This window comes from [Collinsella] massiliensis, assembly GCF_002161605.1.
GTDB lineage: Bacteria > Actinomycetota > Coriobacteriia > Coriobacteriales > Coriobacteriaceae > Enorma.
Window position 1 is genome coordinate 32,099 of record NZ_NFIE01000020.1, and the last position, 19,389, is coordinate 51,487.

Annotated in this window: 16 protein-coding genes; 12 read left to right on the top strand and 4 right to left on the bottom strand. The window is 65.7% G+C overall.

Going from position 1 to position 19,389, the window contains the following annotated elements; genetic code table 11:
- Positions 1-127: 127 nt before the first annotated feature.
- Complete coding sequence (gene prfA / locus B5G02_RS08495) at positions 128-1,195, bottom strand: peptide chain release factor 1 (protein ID WP_094335897.1); 1,068 nt, start codon at positions 1,193-1,195, stop codon at positions 128-130.
- A 649-nt stretch (positions 1,196-1,844) separates the two neighbouring features.
- On the opposite strand from prfA, the gene B5G02_RS10165 reads away from it, so the two are divergent.
- The 10 genes from B5G02_RS10165 to B5G02_RS08545 all read left to right on the top strand — a co-directional run bounded on the left by B5G02_RS10165 (position 1,845) and on the right by B5G02_RS08545 (position 12,664).
- Positions 1,845-2,561 carry a zinc ribbon domain-containing protein gene (locus tag B5G02_RS10165; protein WP_094335898.1) on the top strand — a complete coding sequence of 239 codons (717 nt, stop codon included), beginning with the start codon at positions 1,845-1,847 and terminating at the stop codon, positions 2,559-2,561.
- Positions 2,562-2,611: 50 nt separating this feature from the next.
- Entirely contained in the window at positions 2,612-3,010 is a 399-nt protein-coding gene (locus B5G02_RS08505; protein WP_019240068.1) for a hypothetical protein, read from the top strand.
- A 73-nt stretch (positions 3,011-3,083) separates the two neighbouring features.
- Complete coding sequence (locus B5G02_RS08510; protein WP_026089079.1) at positions 3,084-3,656, top strand: zinc ribbon domain-containing protein; 573 nt, start codon at positions 3,084-3,086, stop codon at positions 3,654-3,656.
- A gap of 44 nt (positions 3,657-3,700) precedes the next feature.
- Entirely contained in the window at positions 3,701-5,551 is a 1,851-nt protein-coding gene (locus B5G02_RS08515; protein ID WP_094335899.1) for a zinc ribbon domain-containing protein, read from the top strand.
- 11 nt (positions 5,552-5,562) lie between these two features.
- Complete coding sequence (locus B5G02_RS08520; RefSeq protein WP_094335900.1) at positions 5,563-6,750, top strand: hypothetical protein; 1,188 nt, start codon at positions 5,563-5,565, stop codon at positions 6,748-6,750.
- Positions 6,751-6,804: 54 nt separating this feature from the next.
- Positions 6,805-7,185 carry a hypothetical protein gene (locus B5G02_RS08525; protein WP_094335901.1) on the top strand — a complete coding sequence of 127 codons (381 nt, stop codon included), beginning with the start codon at positions 6,805-6,807 and terminating at the stop codon, positions 7,183-7,185.
- Between the two features lie 21 nt (positions 7,186-7,206).
- Positions 7,207-7,524, top strand: coding sequence for a hypothetical protein (locus B5G02_RS08530; protein ID WP_094335902.1), 318 nt, complete (start codon positions 7,207-7,209; stop codon positions 7,522-7,524).
- 34 nt (positions 7,525-7,558) lie between these two features.
- Complete coding sequence (locus tag B5G02_RS08535) at positions 7,559-9,778, top strand: zinc ribbon domain-containing protein (RefSeq protein WP_094335903.1); 2,220 nt, start codon at positions 7,559-7,561, stop codon at positions 9,776-9,778.
- 497 nt (positions 9,779-10,275) lie between these two features.
- The gene (locus tag B5G02_RS08540) at positions 10,276-11,274 is read left to right on the top strand and encodes a hypothetical protein (protein ID WP_019240074.1); all 999 of its coding nucleotides are present in this window, start codon (positions 10,276-10,278) and stop codon (positions 11,272-11,274) included.
- Between the two features lie 64 nt (positions 11,275-11,338).
- Complete coding sequence (locus B5G02_RS08545; RefSeq protein WP_094335904.1) at positions 11,339-12,664, top strand: zinc ribbon domain-containing protein; 1,326 nt, start codon at positions 11,339-11,341, stop codon at positions 12,662-12,664.
- A gap of 50 nt (positions 12,665-12,714) precedes the next feature.
- Here B5G02_RS08545 and B5G02_RS08550 read toward each other — a convergent pair whose 3' ends face one another.
- Entirely contained in the window at positions 12,715-14,232 is a 1,518-nt protein-coding gene (locus B5G02_RS08550; protein ID WP_094335905.1) for a zinc ribbon domain-containing protein, read from the bottom strand.
- A 370-nt stretch (positions 14,233-14,602) separates the two neighbouring features.
- Here B5G02_RS08550 and B5G02_RS08555 point away from each other — a divergent pair, with 370 nt between their 5' ends.
- Positions 14,603-15,685: a zinc-ribbon domain-containing protein gene (locus B5G02_RS08555; protein WP_094335906.1), complete on the top strand. Its 1,083-nt coding sequence runs from the start codon at positions 14,603-14,605 to the stop codon at positions 15,683-15,685.
- A gap of 115 nt (positions 15,686-15,800) precedes the next feature.
- Positions 15,801-17,069: a zinc ribbon domain-containing protein gene (locus B5G02_RS08560; protein WP_094335907.1), complete on the top strand. Its 1,269-nt coding sequence runs from the start codon at positions 15,801-15,803 to the stop codon at positions 17,067-17,069.
- Between the two features lie 2 nt (positions 17,070-17,071).
- Here B5G02_RS08560 and B5G02_RS08565 read toward each other — a convergent pair whose 3' ends face one another.
- Together B5G02_RS08565 and B5G02_RS08570 are read right to left on the bottom strand one after the other, a co-directional pair.
- Entirely contained in the window at positions 17,072-18,199 is a 1,128-nt protein-coding gene (locus tag B5G02_RS08565; protein WP_094335908.1) for a DUF1385 domain-containing protein, read from the bottom strand.
- Between the two features lie 12 nt (positions 18,200-18,211).
- The gene (locus tag B5G02_RS08570; protein ID WP_094335909.1) at positions 18,212-19,096 is read right to left on the bottom strand and encodes an aldose 1-epimerase family protein; all 885 of its coding nucleotides are present in this window, start codon (positions 19,094-19,096) and stop codon (positions 18,212-18,214) included.
- Positions 19,097-19,389: the final 293 nt, after the last annotated feature.

Genomic DNA, 19,389 nt, shown 5'->3' on the forward strand with positions numbered 1-19,389 from the left:
GGCACCGGGACGCGCTCGCGCCCCGCGCACGCCAAACGCAAAGCGGGGCACCCCGGGCGCCTTATGCGACCCGAAGTGCCCCGCGCACATCGGTGCTCCCAATGCACCAACGCCGGCTCTCGCCTGCTTACACAGCCTCCGCCAGCTTCTCCGCGCGGTCGGCGGCGGCGAGGGCATCGATCACGGCGCCCAGGCCATCGCCCAGCAGCACGTTGTTGTACGTGGAGTTGAACCCGATGCGGTGGTCGGTCACGCGATCCTGCGGCTGGTTGTACGTGCGGATCTTCTCCGAGCGGTTGCCGTGGCCGATCTGGCTCTGGCGCTCCGCGCCCAGCTCGGCCTGCTGCTTCTGCAGCTCCATCTCGTACAGGCGGGCGCGCAGCATCTGCATGCACACCTCGCGGTTCTGGATCTGCGAGCGCTGCTCCTGGCTCTGCACCACGGTATTCGTGGGCAAGTGCGTGATGCGCACGGCCGAGTACGTGGTGTTAACGCACTGGCCGCCGGGGCCGCTCGCGCAGTACGTGTCGATGCGCAGGTCGCCGGGATCGATCTGGATGTCGATCTCGTCCGCCTCGGGCAGCACCGCCACGGTGGCCGTCGAGGTCTGGATGCGCCCCTGGCTCTCGGTCTTAGGCACGCGCTGCACGCGGTGGACGCCACTCTCGTACTTCATGACGGAGTACACCTTGTCGCCCGTGACCTTGAACTCGATGCTCTTGAAGCCGCCGGCGTCGCTGGGGCTCGCGTCGAGCACCTCGACCTTCCACTTGTGGCTCTCGCAGAAACGCTGGTACATCTTGAAGAGATCGCCCGCGAAGATGGCCGCCTCATCGCCGCCGGCAGCGGAGCGGATCTCCACGATGGTGTTCTTCTCGTCGTTCGGGTCGCCCGGGATGAGCATGAACTTGATGTCTTCCTCGAGCTGCGGGAGCTTCTCCTCGTTCGCGGCGAGGTCCTCCTGGAGCATGGCCTTCTCGTCCGCGTCGGAGGTCTCGTGCAGCATCTCCTTCGCGGCGTCGATGTCGTCGAGCGCCGTGAGGTACTCGCGCGCCTTGGCCACGAGCTCGGCCTGCTTGGCGTGCTCCTTGGCGAGGCGGGTGTATTCCTTCTGGTCGGCGAGGACGGAGGGGTCGAGGAGCTTCCGTTCGAGCTCCTCGTAGGCGGCGATGAGTTTCTCGAGCTTGTCGCGCATGATGGTTCCTTTGCGTTCGGGCGCCCGGGGGCGCGGAGGGTTCGGCGATGACGGGGCGAGGGCGCCGCGGCACGAAGCGACGGCGCGGGCAATCAGCCCAGCTAGAACATGTCGAACCGCAGGTACATGCGCAGCTTCCCTTTCACGTATGTAAATTTACCCCAGGGGTTATTTTACATGCGGCTTGTCTTCGGGTTCCTATCATACCCAGAGCTGGGAAAAGGGCAAGGCACGGCCGCGCAGCCTGCAGAAACGACACGCCGCGGCGCGCACCACGATGCGTTTTGATACACAGCTGATATACAGATGATATAGAGAATTCAAAGGACGAGACGAACGAGGTTCGAAGAACCCGCAGGTCAACGGCATGCGTGGGAACAGCAAGATGCTCCCGCGACGCTCAGATGATATTGAGTGATATAGAGAATCCCGCCAGGCGCAGCCGGGGCATGTAGAAAAACCCCTGGGGTGTTTTTACATTCGGCTTGTTATGTAGAAAAACCCCTGGGGTAATTTTACGCGACAAAATTTTCTAACTCTTTCAAAACCCATAATAGGGGTTGCTGAAACTTCTATACTCGTAGCTGTACCGCAGAGGAGGGGCGACAAGCTCCTGCGAATGCTCGCGTACTGATATGGGAGGCTGGCTATGGCGATTATCCATTTACTGAACTCAGGGGTTACGGTCGATACCGACTATACGGACAACGTGTGGGAAAACGGTTGTTGCTGGGCGCTCATGTATCGTCTCGGGTTCAATAACGCGACGCGCATTGCCGACATGGTGGACGCGGATACATACGGACGGCTCCCCGTAGCCAACAAGGGTGTCATGCTCGTTGGTGCCTCAGAGAATCCCTACGAGGAACCCGGTTTCGAGGCGTACGTCGCTAGGCTACAGCGTTCGGTCGTCTGTCATTTCCTGCATACCAAATACGGCATCGACACTCTTCCCGACGGCATGGAGGCGTCCTGCCAAAACCAGCCAAACGTCTGGCGCGACGTGAATGACTTGGCTGAACGGTTCATGCAGGATAGGGTGCTTCCTCGTTTCATCGACGGATGGACGGGGTCTGTCCGTGGAGTGAAGGAACAGTTCGGCAATCTCTTCGAATCCATCGTCGTGCCCACGTACGAGCGGCGCACGGGCAAGCGCTACGTGCCGCGCAACTGGGAGGATCCTGCGCACCCCGGCATGCCGCGCCCGAAGCAGGCCGCACCGGCGTCAGCCCCTGCGGCAACGCCCGCATCCGCCGCGCCCCAGTCTGCATCCACGCACCCCACACCCAAATTCTGCAGCAACTGCGGCTCGCCGCTCTCGCCCGGAGCGAAATTCTGCTCCAACTGCGGCAACCGCATCGGTTAGCAACGCAACGACCATCCCATCGAACACATATATAAGAGAAAGGAACGGATATGGGGCTCCTGTCGAACAAGCGGCTCGAGGTCGAACGTGTGAACGGCAAAACGCAGGTCCATGTGGTCGAGGAATTCACCGCGCTCGGAACGCTCGCCGCGCTCGGGGTTTGGGCGCTCGTGTGGTACCACGGGAGCACCATCTTCGAGGCAATCGCCGCAGCGGGCACCGCAGCGCTTGTATCGATCCTCGTGCTCGTCATCCTGCGCTGCGCGCTGCGCCTCATGAGCGAGGGGATGGGGCAGCTCGCCCAATGCAAGCGCCCCGACGGCGGGAAGCTCTTCCCCAAGGCCGAGCGCATCGGGTACGGGCTGCTCTTCGGGAAACGGCACCCCGTCCTGCTCTACCTCATCAGCTTCGTGCTCTGCTTCATCGGGCTCTTTCTCTCCTTCCAGTAGAAACACCATGGCGGCATGCAACGACGCCGACCGCCTGAACCCCTCGCCCATCCCGACATCGAAAGGAATCACCATGTTCTGCACATCCTGCGGCGCCCAGCTCGTAGATGGCGCCAAGTTCTGCACCTCCTGCGGCCAGCCCGTCGCCCAGAGCGCCGCGCCCGCTACGGCTCCGGCGCCCACGCCCACGCCTGCGCCCGCTCCCGCTGCGGCGCCGACGCCCGCGCCGGCTGCTCCCGCGCCTACCCCCGCACCCACGCCCGCCGCATACACCAACCCGGTGGCTGCCCCCGCTCCCGCAAGCTACTCCGCGCCGGCACCCACGCCGGCACCCGTTACGCCCCAGGCCGCGCCCGCGACCTCGCAGATGTCCCAGGCAGCGGCGGGCACGCTCGCGGACATCAAGGTGATTCTCGCCACGGGGGAGAACCTCAAGCACATCTCCGCCGCGACGGCATACTGGGGGTTCGGTCTGTTCATCGCCTGCATGGCGTACCTGTTCATCCTGGTGAGCTACGGCGCCCCGGAGGCTTCCATCTTCACCGTCATCGCCACCATCCTCTTCCTCGCTGGCATGGCGCTCGCCGCAATCGGGGTCATCGGGGTCATCGTGGCGAGCGCTAAGGACGGACTACAGCGCCGGTAGCGCGACCTCAGCCAAATAGGACGATTTCTAGGGAAGGAGTCCAGATGAGTTTTTGCACGACATGCGGGGCGCCGCTCAAGCCCGGCGCGAGGTTCTGCGAGCAATGCGGGTCGCCCGTAGGCGTCGCGGCGCCGGCAGCGAGCCAGCCTGCGCGACCGGCACCAGCCGCGCGCCAACAGCCCGCCGCAGCGCAACCGGCCGCCGCGAGCCAAGCGGCGAATCTGGCAGCGCAGCAAGCCGACGCGGTGAGGCGCGCCGCCCAGGCGGTCGCCAACGCCGCCGAGGCGCGCATCGACGCGGCCCGCGCCGCGGCCGGCGTGGAGCACGACAGCCCTCGGCACTATGCGATGCAAAGCGAGACGAGCACGGGCGCCATCGCCCGCAGCACGGCGGCGCCCGCAGGCATCGTCGCCGCGAGCACCGCAATCGAGATCGCGCCCTACGCTTCTCCCTTCTCGGATAAGGAGCGCGAAGCGAGCGCGCACCTGCCGGCGAGCGCGCCCAAGCACGCCCGGAAGATGTGCGAGAAGGACATCGCCGAGGTGTCGCAGCGGGTCAACAGCCTCGCCGTGAGCATTCGAGAGCACGTCAAGAAGGCGGCCCGCGACGATATGGACGCGGTGCAATACGCCGGCGCCATCATCGACCAGATGGGGCGCGACGGCACGTATCACAGCGACGTCGTGCCGTTCAACGAGCTCGAGACCGTGACGCGCTACCGCGCGAACATCAAGGAGCGCCTCGACGCCGACCGCACGGTCATCAAGGACGTCTCCGCGTGGCTCGACTATGGCGTGCCGACCTTCGTCGATGACGCCCGGGCGCTCGCCGTGCGCATGTGGGGTACCTTCGACCAAAGCGTTCTCGACCGGGCGCAGGCCGACTACGATGCGGCGGCGGCCGCATATGACCAGGCGAAGCAGAGCTATCTGGACACGGCGGTCGCTTACGACGAGAAAGTCCGCCTCAACACCAAGCAGAACATCGAGCCGAGCTACGCCCTCCCCATGAGTGCGTCGTTCAGGCGCTATGCGAAGCTCTTCCTGTGGCTCGTCATCCTGACGCTCGCGCTCTCGCTCATCTGCTGGCTGTTCCTGCACGTCGCCATTATCATCATGGCGCTGCCCATCGTGCGGCTCATCGGCATCATCGGCGCCATCGGGTTCTTCGTCGCGAGCATCGTTATGGAGCGCGGGGTCGAGCGCAAGCGCACCGCGGACCTCAACGCGCAAAATGCCGCCATCATCGCATGGAACGCGCAGCTGCAAGCCGAGCGTCAGCAAGCCCTCGTCCAGCCGAAAGCCGCGATGGACGCGGCGGAGGAGCGCAGGAACGCCGCGCGGAAGGCACTCGAGCAGGCGAAGCAGAGCGTCGACCCCGACGAGCGCGTGGCCTTCACGTCGCTCACCAACACCTTTGTGCAGGCGCTCGATGCGCTCAACCGTGCCATCGAGCCCGTGGTCGCTGCCATCGGGAAGCAATGGCCTATCGACGGGTTCGAGCAGGCTATCGACGACGACTGGATGGATCAGCTCAAGCGACATGATCCCCCGCGCTACATGATGCTTCACAGCGAGCGCGCGGACGAAGCGCAATCCGCTGCCATCGCGCAGGCGAGCAAGGTGCAGCAGGAGGAGGCCATCAAGCAAACGCAAGAGCAGGCGAAGCAGACGCGAGAGCAGCAGCTCCAGACGAAGATTGCTCAGAAGAACTTCGAGGCGGCAGAGGCAAGTCGTCGAGAAGTCGAATGGCAAGCGCAGCGGCAGGCCGATGCGGCTGCGCGCGCCGCGCAGGCTCAAATCGCTGCGTCTCAAGCCGCAGAAGATGCCAGTAATGCCACCTACAACGCTGAACGCTCTCGCAAGCAATACTACGACGGCATTAAGTATCGCTAAGAGGAGGACTCATGCACACACCAGCACGCACCTCATCTCTCAAACGCATCCTTTCCCGCATCGCGACGGGTATCGCCACGTGCCTACTCGTCGTCGTGCTGAGCGGGTGCTTCGGACAGCAGCCCGCGGTGGAAACGGACGACGCGACTGTAACCGAGGCCAAGACCGTCCTGGCATCCATCACCATCGACGCGCCGGGCTGGAGCAAGGACAGCTCACCCTTCGTCGTGCACTTTGTCGGCCTCGATGAGGCGACCGCGGACGTGGACTTCTACCACGCCGTGAGCGCAGACGACGAAGCGAGCGCCCAGGTGGAGCTGCCCGCCGGCGGCTACGAGGTGGGCTACATCAGCGCCATCAACGCGGACGGCAGCATCTACCGCACGCCCGATGAACCGGCGACCGTCGTCATCGGCGAGGCCGACGGGGAGAGCGACGACGCGGCGGGCGAGCAGCCGGCCCTCGACGTTGACGGCAGCTTCGAGCAGGTGCCCGCCGAGGACGTGACGCAGGACGACATCGACGGCATCCTGGGAGACCTCGCCGACGCCGTCGAGAAGGGCGACGAGACGCTCTCCGGCGACGCGGGCAAGGACGTGGTCGACACCGCCACGGGCAACGCGCAGAACGCCCCCAACGTGGACAAGGACAAGGTCGAGCAGGCGGGCGACGAGGCGTCCGACGCGGTGAAGGACGAGCCGACCAAGCCCTCGACCAGTGGCAACGGTGGCTCCGGCAGCTCCTCCGGCAACAGCGGCTCCTCGTCCAAACCGAGCGGCGGCAGCTCCAGCAGCTCTAGCTCCGGCGGCTCCTCCTCTGCCAGCAAGCCCGCGCACCAGCACGCCTGGGTGGCGCAGACCGAGCAGCAGTGGGTCGTCGACGAGGCGGCCTGGGACGAGCCGGTGTACGAGACGCGGGCCGTGACCAAGTACATCGCCGAGTGCCGCTACTACAAAGAAGATGGTTCGGCCGGCGGTTGCGGTGCGAGCGCCACGTTCGACAATGCGACCGATGCCAGCAACTGGATGAAAGATCACCTGTTGGCGCATCGCTACGACGACGAAGACCACTTCACGCACTACTACTCGAAGACCGAGTACGAATACGTCCAGACCGGCACCGTCCACCACGATGAAGTCGGCCACTGGGAGACCGTGACGACCGGTTACAAGTGCTCCGGCTGCGGCGCGACGCAGTAAGCGCACCCGCCCCGCACCCTCGACACCTCACCACCCCATGAAAGGAGTACCACCATGACAAATCACCAGGGTACGTCCCTCGTGCACAGCATCCTCGCGCGCGCCGCGGCAGGGATCGCCGCCTGCCTGCTCGTCGTCATGCTGAGCGGATGCTTCAGCCCCCACCCCGACATCGTGGGCTCGTGGAGCGCGCCAGGAAAGGACAACGATTACATCACCTACACCTACACCTTCAATGATGACGGCACAGCGCTTGTCGAGACCTCAGAGACGAGCACGGGTCAGGTCGGGTATCGCGAAGAGACCACCTGGACGTCTGACTTCGGCAACGTCGTAATGAGCTTCTCCGACGGCGACAGCATCGTCTTCACGGTGTCCCTCACCGGCGACAGCATCTCCGATCCCTACGGCAATACCTACCATCGCAGCAACTAAGCGCAGAAGGGAGCGTGCTCCATGGAGGACATGTCCAACGGACGCAAGGTCGTCTCATCGGTCGATAGGTTCCTCGACCGCGCGGGCAGCCTATTCGGAACCATATTCGCCGTCGTGGCGACGCTGCTTTCCGAACTCTTCGGCTTCGTCGTGCACACCACCGCGGGCAAGATCATCGCGGTGTTCGTCACCCTGCTCATCATCGCGAACGTCGCGCCCGAGCTCGCGCAGCAAATCTCCCAGGCGGTCGGGATCGGGCTGGCGCTCGTGATCGTCATCCCCATCATCGTGGTCATCGCCATCCTCTGGTGGCTCTACAACAAGTTCTGGTGGCTGTAGCAAGCATCAAACACGTCGATGAAAGGAAGCGCGTATGATTCTGGTCTCGCTGCTTCGCCCTAATCTCAAGCTCAACCTCGCGTCTACCGATGCGCTGTGGCTGCAAATCTGCGCCGGCCAGCTCGTCGACCATCTGGGCATCCAGAACGGCGAGCGCATCGCCGCCGCCTGCACGGACGCCGCCTTCGAGCTCGTGCCCTGCGACCCCGACGGCCGCTGCTTCATCGACACTCCCGAGGACATCCGCGCGTGCCCCGGGTTCGACGACGCGCTCGAGGCGCTCACCGGAGCAACCGAAGCGCACGTCGCGGACGGGGAGTTCGGTATCGGCGCGGGCGTGAGCAAGGATCTCGACGGCTTCCGCGGCTTCGTCGACCTCGCGAGCCTGTTGGACGACCCCGGCGTGCTGCCGGACATCCAGGCGGACGCCGCCCGGCTCACGGATGGCATCGTGGCCCACGCGCAGGCCATCTGGACCGAGGAGCGCTCGCATTCCAACGCTTGGTATGGCAACGTGTACGAAGCCGTCGCGGGGCAGTTCGTGGGCGAGGAGAGCGTCTGCCGGCTGGATAACGAGGACGTGCCGCCCATCTCGCAGATGCCCCTGCGACAAAACGTTTTCTGGGACGCATGGTTCCTCCCCTCCCCGCAATTCCCGTTCACGCGCTACGACGTTCAGTCCGGAGACGCGCCCGCGCTCGAAGCGGAAGCGAGCCTGCCAAACGGCTACCGCGCCGAGAGCTGGCTGCTACCCGCGAGCGATAGCCTGTGCGACGCCGTGGATACGTTCGAAAGCATGATGGAGCGGACATGGGAGCCGCGCGGGCTCACGAGCCGGATGCACTGCCTCTTCGGCGGGCCGTTCGCCATCAACGGCATGTACTTTCACCTCTATAGCGACGTGTTCCGCTCCGATTGGCAGACGTTCGTCGTGGGCGGTGTCGCGGCAGTCGTGGAGGGGCGGGTGCGCCTGTTCGCGCTCTCGAAGCTCATTGAGAGCGACCGTGCCGCCGATGAGGAGTATCCGGATCGCGTGGTCGCGGCCATCGAAGGCGCCTTGCGCTCCGTAGCTGCCCGGATCGCGGGCGCGCGGCGCTCGACGGGCGGCGCCATGCTGTGCGCGCCGGCGTTCACCTCGACCGGCCTCGTGCGCATCAGCACCTCGCTGGGGCGCGGGTACGTGCCCATGTCGGAGCTCACCGTGTCGATCGGTGCGGCCGTCGAGGAGGTGATGTCGAAGCGCTACCAGACGGACATCAGCGCCGAGATCATCAACACCGACAGCCTGTATGGCACGGAGTTCGAAAGCCGCGTGATACGCGTGCGCCTGCCCGAGCAGAGGCGCAGCGCCGTCTACCTGGTCATCACGCGCGCGGATGATTGCTTTGCCGTCGAGCAGCTCACAACGCTTGACTACGACAACGATGCCATCATCGACGCGTTCTTCGACGTGCGGGATGCCGTGATAGACGCCCTGGATGGCTTGGGCGGCCGGGTCTCGTGCATCTCATTCGTGAATTCGCATCTCCCGAACACGGTGCTCGAGGTGTTCGTCCCGCACCTCCTTGATGTATATGCCCAAGCCATTTTGAATATGGCCGACGATGAGTCGCTTCAGCTGTTCGCGGAGGACGGGCTGGCCGTGCGCGCCGAGCGCAGCGACGAGACCGACGAGTATGGCATCCGCGTGGTGGAGGTCAAGCTGCATGACAGCTCCGGCCACCACACTTGCTGCATACGCGCCCTGCTCCACGAGGACACCGCCACCGTGACGTTTGACATCATCTACAACACAGATGACGCGCCCACCGCGGAAGACGAGCTGTTCCTCGATGACTTCGCACTCCTTGCGACCAGCTTCGCGCAGACCCTGTTCGCCGTGGCGCCCGTGGACTCGGACGAGCCCGCCGAGCCGTGGAGCCTGGAGCGCGCGGTCGCGCTTTGCGGCGATTTCCGCGACGCGCTGGGCGAGGAGCTCGACCCGCCGTACCTCGATATGTTTACCGAGGTGGAACGTGGGAACGACGCGGGTGCTGATGCGCAATCGGGCGAGGTGCAGGCACCCGAACCTGTGGAGATGCCCACGCCGGAACAGACGGCGGTGCCGCAGCAGGCACCTGCACCGCAGCCTGCGGCGGCACCGACGACCGCAGCCGCACCGCAGCCTGCACCGAAGTTCTGCTATGCCTGCGGCTCACCGATCACCCCGGGCGCCCGCTTCTGCACCAACTGCGGCACGCAGGTAGCCCAGTAACCGCCGAACATCGACCCCTCTACATCGGCGCCCGCGTCTCTCCCCGGCGCGGGCGCTTCGTTTTCACGCAGGCGAACGCGCGGGCGACGACAGCGGCACGCACTTTTCGCGCCTCTCGCCCGCGACTCAGAAAGTTCGAGCCTCGAGTCTGTGTGGGATTTTGGAACCCCCGAGTAGACGGCGCTCTAAGCCCTGAAAAAGCGCTGGTAAGCGCATTGGACCTATCGGGGCTACTCGACAACCTTCGAATCCCACACAGACTCGAGGCTCGAACATATTCCAACGGCCGCAACGCGACCTAACGACGGCGTCCACAGCTCGCTTTTCGTGATTTTTAACCCCTCCCACATCAAAATTTCTGTACCCTTTCAAAATCTCTTTTTCGAGCTTCCTAATTTCATATACTTACTTCAGCGAGACGGGAGGGCACAGAGCCCACCCACGGCTCGGCGACACGCCCGCCGAGCGCGCTCGCGGCATCTCGAGAAAGGAACACCATGAACGCCACAGCCTGCACACCCGCCCCCATCACCCGGCGCCTCGCGCTGGCGATCCTCGGCATGGCCGCTGCGCTCTTCGCCCTCCTCTCCCTGAGCGCGTGCTCCTCCACGCCCGACCTGCAGGCCTTCGAGGATGCCTTCGCCGAGCAGGAGGCCGACCTCCTCGAGGGCGTTGCGCTCGATGACTATGTGAACCCGAGCGACTACGGCTTCTCGTTCGATTTGAGCGAGCCCGAAACCGAGGACGGCGTGACCACCACGAACGGCACGGTGACCGTCGCGAACGATAGCTTCCAGACCATCTACGACGTCAAGGGCACCTACCAGGACGATACGTTTACATTCTCTGTCGACGAAGGCCCGACCACGCCCATCGCCGGCGTCGACTTCGATGATGAGCACGACTTCAACGGCGCCGAGAGCGAGCTCACCGGCGACGACACCTGCGAGGTCACGACCACCGAGACCATCGACACGTGGTTCGCGACCCTCACGTTCAACCGCACGTACCACTATAAGTTCGAGAACGACGGCGTTGGCCAGTACTGGGCGTTCACCGGCGAGGATGTCAACTCCTCGGACATCCAGTACAAGGATGGCGCACTCGACGGCTCGTACTCCTACAGCTCGGACTCCATGAGCGAGGGCTCGTTCACCACATTCCAGATCTCCGATTTCAACGCCGATGACGGCACCTTCACGGTGAGCTATGCGAACAAGTACGCCTCGGGAACGGCGCAGTGCACCCTCGAAACCATCGAACTCGATGAGGATTCCCTGGAGCAGGCGCAAGACGATGGCACTGCCGTGGCAGATGCCTACCAGTTCCATTTCGTTGGCGACAGCCCTGAGGACCGCGACGTGACCATCGAGGGCTACCTCTCGCAGGATGACAACAGCATCGTGTCGAACAGCTGGTTGCCGTCCTCGGGTTTCGAGGTCATGGGCTACACCCAGGTGGTGTACGGCACCGTCTCCGGCACGCTCGTGAAGTAGGTTGACCGAACGTTGGCGGGCGGGCTCGCCGCTGAGTCCGCCCGCATGTCTGAAAGGAGCTGCGATGTTCTGTCCTCAATGCGGCAGCAAGCAACCAGATGACGCCCAGTTCTGCGCGCAATGCGGTGCGCCGTTGAGCGCGGTGAACGATGCGGGTGAGGCGGCCGAGGCCGCACCGACAGGCGGTGCGAAGAGCGCTGGTGCTGCGGCTGAGACCGCGGCCGCGCCGACACCGGCGGAGAGCCCCGAGCCCGAGGCAGCGCCCGCGAGCCCCGCCGCGCCCGCCGGCGAGCCCGCCGCAACCTCCCCCGCTCCCGCGGAGAAGCCGAAGCGCAAGAACCATCGCACCGCCATCATCGCGGGCGCCGTGGCGGCCGCGCTCGTCTGCGGCGGCGGCATCGGGGGCTTCATGTGGTGGCAGGGCGAGCAAGAGCGCATCGCCGAGGAGGCGCGCGTCGAGGCGGAGCAGAAGGCCGCCTACGAAGCCGCGCACCAGACCTACCCCATCACGCTCGAGATCCAATGCGACGGCCTTGATACCTCCACCGGCACGAAGATCCCCCTCCATGTGACGGGCACGGACTTCGAGGGCAACGAGGTCGACGAGCTCTTCTTCACCGATCAGAACGCCACGGGCGTGGAGCTCATGCGCGGCGACTACACATTCGACATTCCCGCCTCGCCCATCGCGGCGGACGGCACCATCTACGACGTGAGCGCATCCGGAGCGGCCGGTCTCGGCGGCAGGGTTGACGACGACGGCTCCTTCTTGACCCAGAACGCGCTCTGGCTCGACCCCATCGATGCCGCCGATGTCACCGATGACGAGATCGAAGCGGCCTATGACATGGCCGTCCAAGGCGGCTGCAAGAATGCCGACGAGCTCCGCGACGCCGCCTACGCCCGCCGCGACGAGGCACTCGCGAAGGACGCGCTCGGCGCCTACGAGGCGGCGTCCTACAGCTTCACCATCCCCGAGCAGTGGATCGGCCGCGTCGAGGTGACGATCGACGGCGACGACGTCACCATCACCCCGTCCGGCCAGCCCGACCACCTCATCTGCGAGCTCGAAGTCATCCAGGGCGAATTGCACAGCGCCGGCGACATTTCCGTTGCCACCCAGGCCGTCTGCGACCTGGGCGACCGCACCGTGGTCGCGCAGGTGCGCAACTATTGCTACATCATTCCGCAGGCACTCGACTCGAACAGCACGAACCCCGACGACTTCTATACGCAGAACGAGGCCGAGGAGCTCGTCAGCCTGGAAACCCTCAGCGCGTACACCTACGACGACGCGCTCGCCGGTTGGGAGAACAACCCGGGCGTCGGCATCACGGGCGCGAGCGATGCCCTGTTCGATTACCTCAAGCAGTCAGTTACGGCGAAGTAGCGATGGGCGCCGTCCGCGACATACTGGGTTTCGGGCACGCGCGCTGCACGCTAGAGCTGCCGACTGTGCAGGAGGCGGGCGATCTCGTCCTTCTTGCTCAGCAGCTCCTCTTGCAGCGGCTTGTGGAGGATGCGCTTCCAGTCGAGCCCCTCGCGCATGCAGCGCGTAAACAGCTCGGCGTCCCAGCCCTCGTTGTTGATGGCGCTCTTCACCTTGTTCTTGAGCTCAGGCCACTTGTTCAGGATGTCGATCACCTCGGCGCGAGCTTCATCGAGCGTCTGGTCCTCCCGCTGGAGCTCGCGCGCGATCTCCGTCACGGAACGGCCGCCGTTGAAGTCGCTGTCGCCCTTGAACAGCTCGCGCACCCGCTTCGTGCGCATGCTCTTCAGACGGTTCTTCGCCTCGTTCTTGCACTTCTCGCTGCAGAAGAGACGCTCGCGGCCGCGCTGGTTGACGCGCGAGAACGGCCTGCCGCAGTTGCCGCAGTAACCGATGCGCACCTTCTCGATGCCGCTGGAGTACTCGTACCAGAGCCACGCGAGGTAGTTGGGGAAGCGCAGGTGGCCGGTCTTCTCGTCGGCGTAGAACACGTCGAGGCGCGCCTCCTGGAGGTGCGCGGCCACGAGCAGGCGCACGAGCGAGGCGATGGGCGAGCAGTCCGCGTCGTCGAACGGCACCGCGTCCATGGTGTACAGCGCGCCCTGCGCGATGCCGTACGCCTTGGAATCCTGCGCGGCCGCGAGCTCAGCGCGGTCGGCGTCGGATACGAAATGCTGGAACACCTGGGCGTCGGTATCGGCATCGAAGTCGAAGACCCTGCTCAGCGCGAGGTAATCGGGGAGGCTCATCTCATGGGCGAACGAGACGACATGCATGTACAGCATGACGGCCGGCTCGACCTCGGGTTCGTGCTTGATGGAAAGGAACGCGTAGTTGATGCGTCCCTCGCGCTCCTCGCGGCGCACGAAGGGAACCTCGAGGTGCCGGGCGTACTCCGCATCCACCATGCGCGCGATGACGATGAGGTCGAACCGCGAGCCCGTCTCCGGGTTCGCGAGGCGGTACTTGGCGATGTTGTTGAACGCTCCGCCGTTCAGCGCGGCGACGCTCATCGTTCCCTCGAGCTTCGAGGCGATCTGCTGCAGGCGCGTCGCGAGGTCCGCCACGCTGGCCGCGGACATCCACACCTCCACGGGCTCCTCGGCGGAGGTGCCGAACAGGGGACCGTGGTGCTGCGCGAACCGGTAGAGATCCTTACCGGAGACCTCCTCGACGCACACGGGCTCGGCGGGCGCTTCCCCCGCATCATCGGATTCGGGCTCGATGGTCTTATGCATCACGCATTCGGCGAGCTCGAGCAGGGTGATGCCGTCCGCCGACGCAGACGCGTCGTCCGACGCATCCGCCGCGCGCGCCTCGTCGACCGACATGGGCTCGAAACGGAAGGCCTGCCACTCCTTCGAGTCGCGGTCGGTCGCGTCCGCGCCGTCTGCGATGGGCAGCACCGACCGGCAGGGAACTTGTCCGCGCGTCGTGCGTATCTGCAGAAACGGATCGAGCTCGCTCATCGTCTTCCCTCCTCGACATCAAGCCTAATCATACAACGCGTTTCGATTCAAACCGGGAGTTCATCATGAGATGCAGGATTTGCGGCACTGAAAACAAAGATTATCTGCGCTACTGCGTGATGTGCGGGGCGCCGCTCCCGGAACACGAGGAGACGCACGGAGCGCGCTCGAACGATGGGCGCGGCGATGATGGCCCGTGCGAAAACGGGGGTGGCGAGCGTGCGGCGCAGGGAGCCGATGCGCCCCTGGCGGAACGCCCTGCGAACGACGCGTAGGCCTATGGAGCTCGACGCGGTAGGCGCCGCCTTTGCGGAGCGCGTGTTGCACTGCTCCCCGCACCCCCTCCCACCTCGTCTGAAAAGGAGTCATGATGTACTGCCCACAATGCGGAACGAACGTCGCCGACGGCCTGAACTTCTGCCCCCGGTGCGGGGCGCAGCTCGGCGGCGGCTCGGGAAACCCCGATAGCCCCGGCGGAGGAGCCTCTTCCGAGAGCTCACCGACCGTGGGCGGGGCTGCGACGTACGCCGCGTCCTCCACGCCCGAGGTGCCCGGCGCGGCCAGCTCTGGCGCACACGATGCCGCCACCCCCGGTACCCCCGCCCCCGACACGCTCTCCGCGCAGGTCTCGCGCGCGCAGAAGCACAGCAAGCGCCGGTTGCCGATGCTCCTCATCGTCATCCTCGTCACGCTCGCGCTCGCCGCTGCCGCCTTCGCCGCCACGTACGTCTACCAGAACGTCATCCTGCCGCAGCTCGAGGAGCAGGCGCAGCAGCAGGCCGAGGAGGATCTCGCCGCGGAGCAGCAAGCCGAACAGGACGCCCAGGCAGCCGAGGAGGCCCGCCAGCGCGCGGTCTACAACGACATCCTCACCACCTACCGCGACTCACAGGCGCAGGGCTGGCAGAACGCGAGCTCATCCACGCTGAACGACCTCGCGGCGCTGGGCGCGATCGTCGACCTGCAGGAAGATATGAACGTGAGCGTCACGTACGACGAACTCGTGAGCGGCACCGTCGCCTACGCCTACACGGACTTGGGCAACGACGGCACGCTCGACCTCGTGATCGGCGTGCTCAGCGGCAATGGCGACGCGTACAAGCTCATCGGCGCGTTCTCCACCGACGGATCGACCACGACGTCGCTCATGAACGGCAGCCTGCTCATGCGCGTCACCTGGGACGTCGATATCGACGGGTACCTGCGCTCGGTGGGCGCGGACGGTGCGGATGCGGGCTCGGTGACCCTCTACACCGTCGAGGACGGTAACCCCGTGATCGTCCAGCATCTGGGCTGGCGGGACGGCTCCTACTTCACATACAACGACGACGGCACCACGAGCCCGGTCGACGAGAGCGAGGTGTCGAACGCGCGGAACGCGGCGCAGACCGATTTCTACCTCGACTGGACGCCGCTGGAGGACTTCGAGCCCGTCGTCGCCGACGGCGAGTAGGGCGGCAGCGCGTCACAGAAAAATGTATCCCCCTCAAACACCGCGTGAGAGTAAAATTATCCCAGCCGCCGCGCCTCGGCACCCATGAGGTGGCGCGCGGCTGGGAGGGGGTACCATGCGCTGTCCCGTGTGCGGAAGCACCGTCGGCCCATCGTTGTCGTTCTGCCCGCGCTGCGGCGCGCAGCTCAACGATGCGGCTCGGTGCGCCCAGGCGGGCTCAGCCGCGGACGCGGGCGCCTCGCCCACCGATACCGCGGACGGCGCCGGCGACGACGCGGCGGCGAACGGTTCCGTCACCGTGAACGAGGCCGTGGGCGTCGACCCCGACGACACCGCGCCGCTGCCGTTCATCGCCGAGGACGCGGATTTCCTCCACCGCGACAGCCTCTCCTCGCATTTCACCGATGCGCAAAAGGAAAGCAAGAAGCGCCTGCCCATGGTGCTCATCGTCGTCATGTTCGTGCTCTTCGTCATCGCGATCAGCACGCTCGCCATCGCGACCTACTACATCTACCAGAACTACGTCGAGCCCCTCATCCGTGAGCTCGTGATGCCGACGCTCTACGACGACGAGGGCGCCACGGACGACGATACGAACCAGGGAGACGGCGCGACGGGAGCCCTCATCACCCAAGCCCCGGCTGCCGCACCCGCTACAACCGCTCCGGCAGCTCCCGCTTCGCCCGCCGCGCCCGCAACCCCGGCGCCGCCCGCGAACGACGGGGGCGGCACCGCGCCGCCGGCACCCGTCGCCCCGGAGGACGACCCCGCGAAACAAGCGATCTACAACGACCTCCTCACCGCCTATCGCGACGCGCAGGAGGACGACTGGCAGAACGCGCTCGGCTCCGAGTATCAGGACCTCTCATCGCTGGGCGCCATCATGATCACGCATGAGGACATGAACGTCAGCGTCACCTATGACCAGGTGGAAAGCGGCACGGTGTCGTATTCCTATGTGGACCTGGGCGACGACGACACGCTCGACCTCGTGATCGCGACGGTGCAGGACGACGGCTCGTACCAGCTGCTCGGCGTCTTCAACACCGACGGCACGGAGCCCATCTCCATCACGAAGGGCGCCGTAGCTATGCGGTCGTACTGGAAGCTGCGCGACGACCTGCTCCTCGAGAACGGCGCGCCGTACAGCGCGTGGGAGTACAACACTTACGTCTACCGGGTGTCCGGTTCCGAGCTCATCACCGAGTCCGCGTACGGCTACGACGACTACGGATATTGGAGCGAGGACGCGGAGGGCACGCGCACCTACATCACGCTTGAAGAATATGCGGAGCTGCAGGCGAGCGACACGGCGACGCTCGACTGGCACCCGCTCTCGGAGTTCGTCGAGGTCGAGCCGGATGTAAATTTACCCCAGGGGTAATTTTACATGCGCGCCCGTTCCGCGCGCACCTCCTGGGCTCGAACGCGCACGAGCGACGAGATAGCGCACTCGAGCATGCCGCGATCGGGAACGCGCGTCGTGAGGCGCTGCATCTGAACGCCCGGCCAGAGCACCACGCGCACGAGCGGGTTGTCGGGGTGCCTGCCCGCCCAGCGAACGGTTATCTCGTAGGAAATGCCCATCACCAACGGCAGCAGCACGAGCCGGGAGGCGAACACGACGAGCCACCGCGCGATGCCCGTGGCGCCGAGCGCATTGGCCAGTGCGCCCACCGGGACGACGGCGTTGACCGCGACCGCGATGATGACGGTCATGACGATGAACGCCGTGCCGCAACGCACGTGGAGCCGCGAGAAGCGCATGCAGTTCTCCGGCGTGAGATCGAGCCCGTGCTCGTAGCAGTGGATGGCCTGGTGCTCCGCGCCGTGGTAGGCGAAGACCCGCGCCATATCCGGCAAGCGGCCGACGCCCCAGATGTAGGCGACAAGCACCACGAGGCGAAACGCCGCCTCGACGAGGTTCCACGCGAGGCTGTTGTGCGCCTGCAGGTCTCCCATGAGGAGGTTCGTCACCGCGACGGGCAGGGCGACGAACAGGCCGACGCCCAGCAGCACGCCCACGGCAACCGACGCGAACATGCCGGCGTCGGCGGACGCGGCAGGTGTTTCGGCAGGCGCGTCGGGCGCATCCGCGGGCGGGACTTGCCGGCTTGTCCGCGCCTCGCGCGAAACTTCGGCCGTGCCCTGCACGGCGCACGGCGTGCCCATCTCGCCGCCCGGTGCCGAAGGAGCCGCCCCGGCCTCCGCCGCTCCGCCCGGCGCCTCGTCATACACGTGATCGACGGCGATGGAAAGCGCCTCGTACGAGATGCACATCGACTCGACGAAGGACACGCAACCGCGCACGATGGGAAGCTTTTGCCATGCGGGCCGTTCGGCCGCATCCGGCAGTACGCGCTCCTCGACGTACATGCCGCCCGCATCCGTGCGCACCGAGACCGCCCAGCCGCAGCGCCCGCGCATCATGACGCCCTCGAGCACCGCCGAGCCGCCGATGTGCGTCTGGAACAGCTCTCCCGCATCCGCGGCGCGCGCAGCCAGCATTCCCATCGCCCGGCGCCCCTAGAGAAGCGTCACCGTGAACGAGCGCTCGTCCACCGCGCCGGGCTCAAGCAGCGTGATGCTGCGCTTGTGCTCGAAGATGTCATCCTCGCTCGTGAGCGTCGCGTGACCCGTCCACGGCTCGAGCGCGACGAAGGGCACGCCGTCGCCCGCCCAAACGCCCAGGTACGGGAAGCCCTCGAAATCGAGGCGCACGCCGTGCCCGCTCTTCGCGCCGCGCAGCGACACCGTGCTCTGCGGCACTCCCTCAAGCATGATGGTGTCGAAGCGGAACGCCGCGCGCGTGAGCGGCATGCGGTCGGTTGCATCGACGATGGGATTCATGACGTCATAGGTGAGCAGCCCACCGTCCGCGATGGTGGGAGATTCGTACGTCCACGGCTCGGCGAACTCGAGCACGTAGTCCTCCCACGCCTCGCCGTCGCCGCCGGGTGCGGGCACGTTGAACGCGGGATGGCCGCCCACCGAGAACGGCAGCGGCACGTCGCCCGTGTTCTCGACGCGAAACGTCTGGGTCAGGCTCGCCGGCCCGGTGAGGGCGTAGGCCATGTTCAGGCGGAAGGCACACGGGTACACCGCGCGCGTCTCGGGCGTGTCGGTGATCTCGAACGTCACGCTCGCATCGTCACGCGACACGATCGCATGCTCCATATCGCGCGCGAAGCCGTGGCGGCCGAGCCTGACCTCACCCTGGGCGGACGCCGCGCGGCCGTCGCGCAGGGTGCCCACGATGGGAAAGAGCACCGGCGCGTGCTTGCCCCACCAGCGGGGATCCGCCTGCCAAAGGTACTCGCGGCCGTCGAGCGCAAGGCTCGTGAGCTGCGCGCCCTTGGAATCGATCGACGCCGACGCCGTGTTGTTCGTGATGGTCACAACCTGGGACATATCCGCTCCTTCGCGCCCGATGCTGCCGCCCGGTGCCACAAAATGCACCCGGCATGATTGTAGCATCGGGCGCGAAGACGCCCCGACGGGGTGCGCGGGAACCAAACGGCGCGAAACGAACGTTTTATGCGGGGGTAGCCAAGTAGCCGGCAAAAGGGCAACTCGACTACCTGCACTGATAATTTGCAATATGGTCGTACCGCCGTTCGGCGGATACCATGTCGGTACGCGGCGCGGTGACCCATCTACCTGCTGGCGCCCCCGCGGGGCCGCCTTCAAAGCGACCTGTCCCG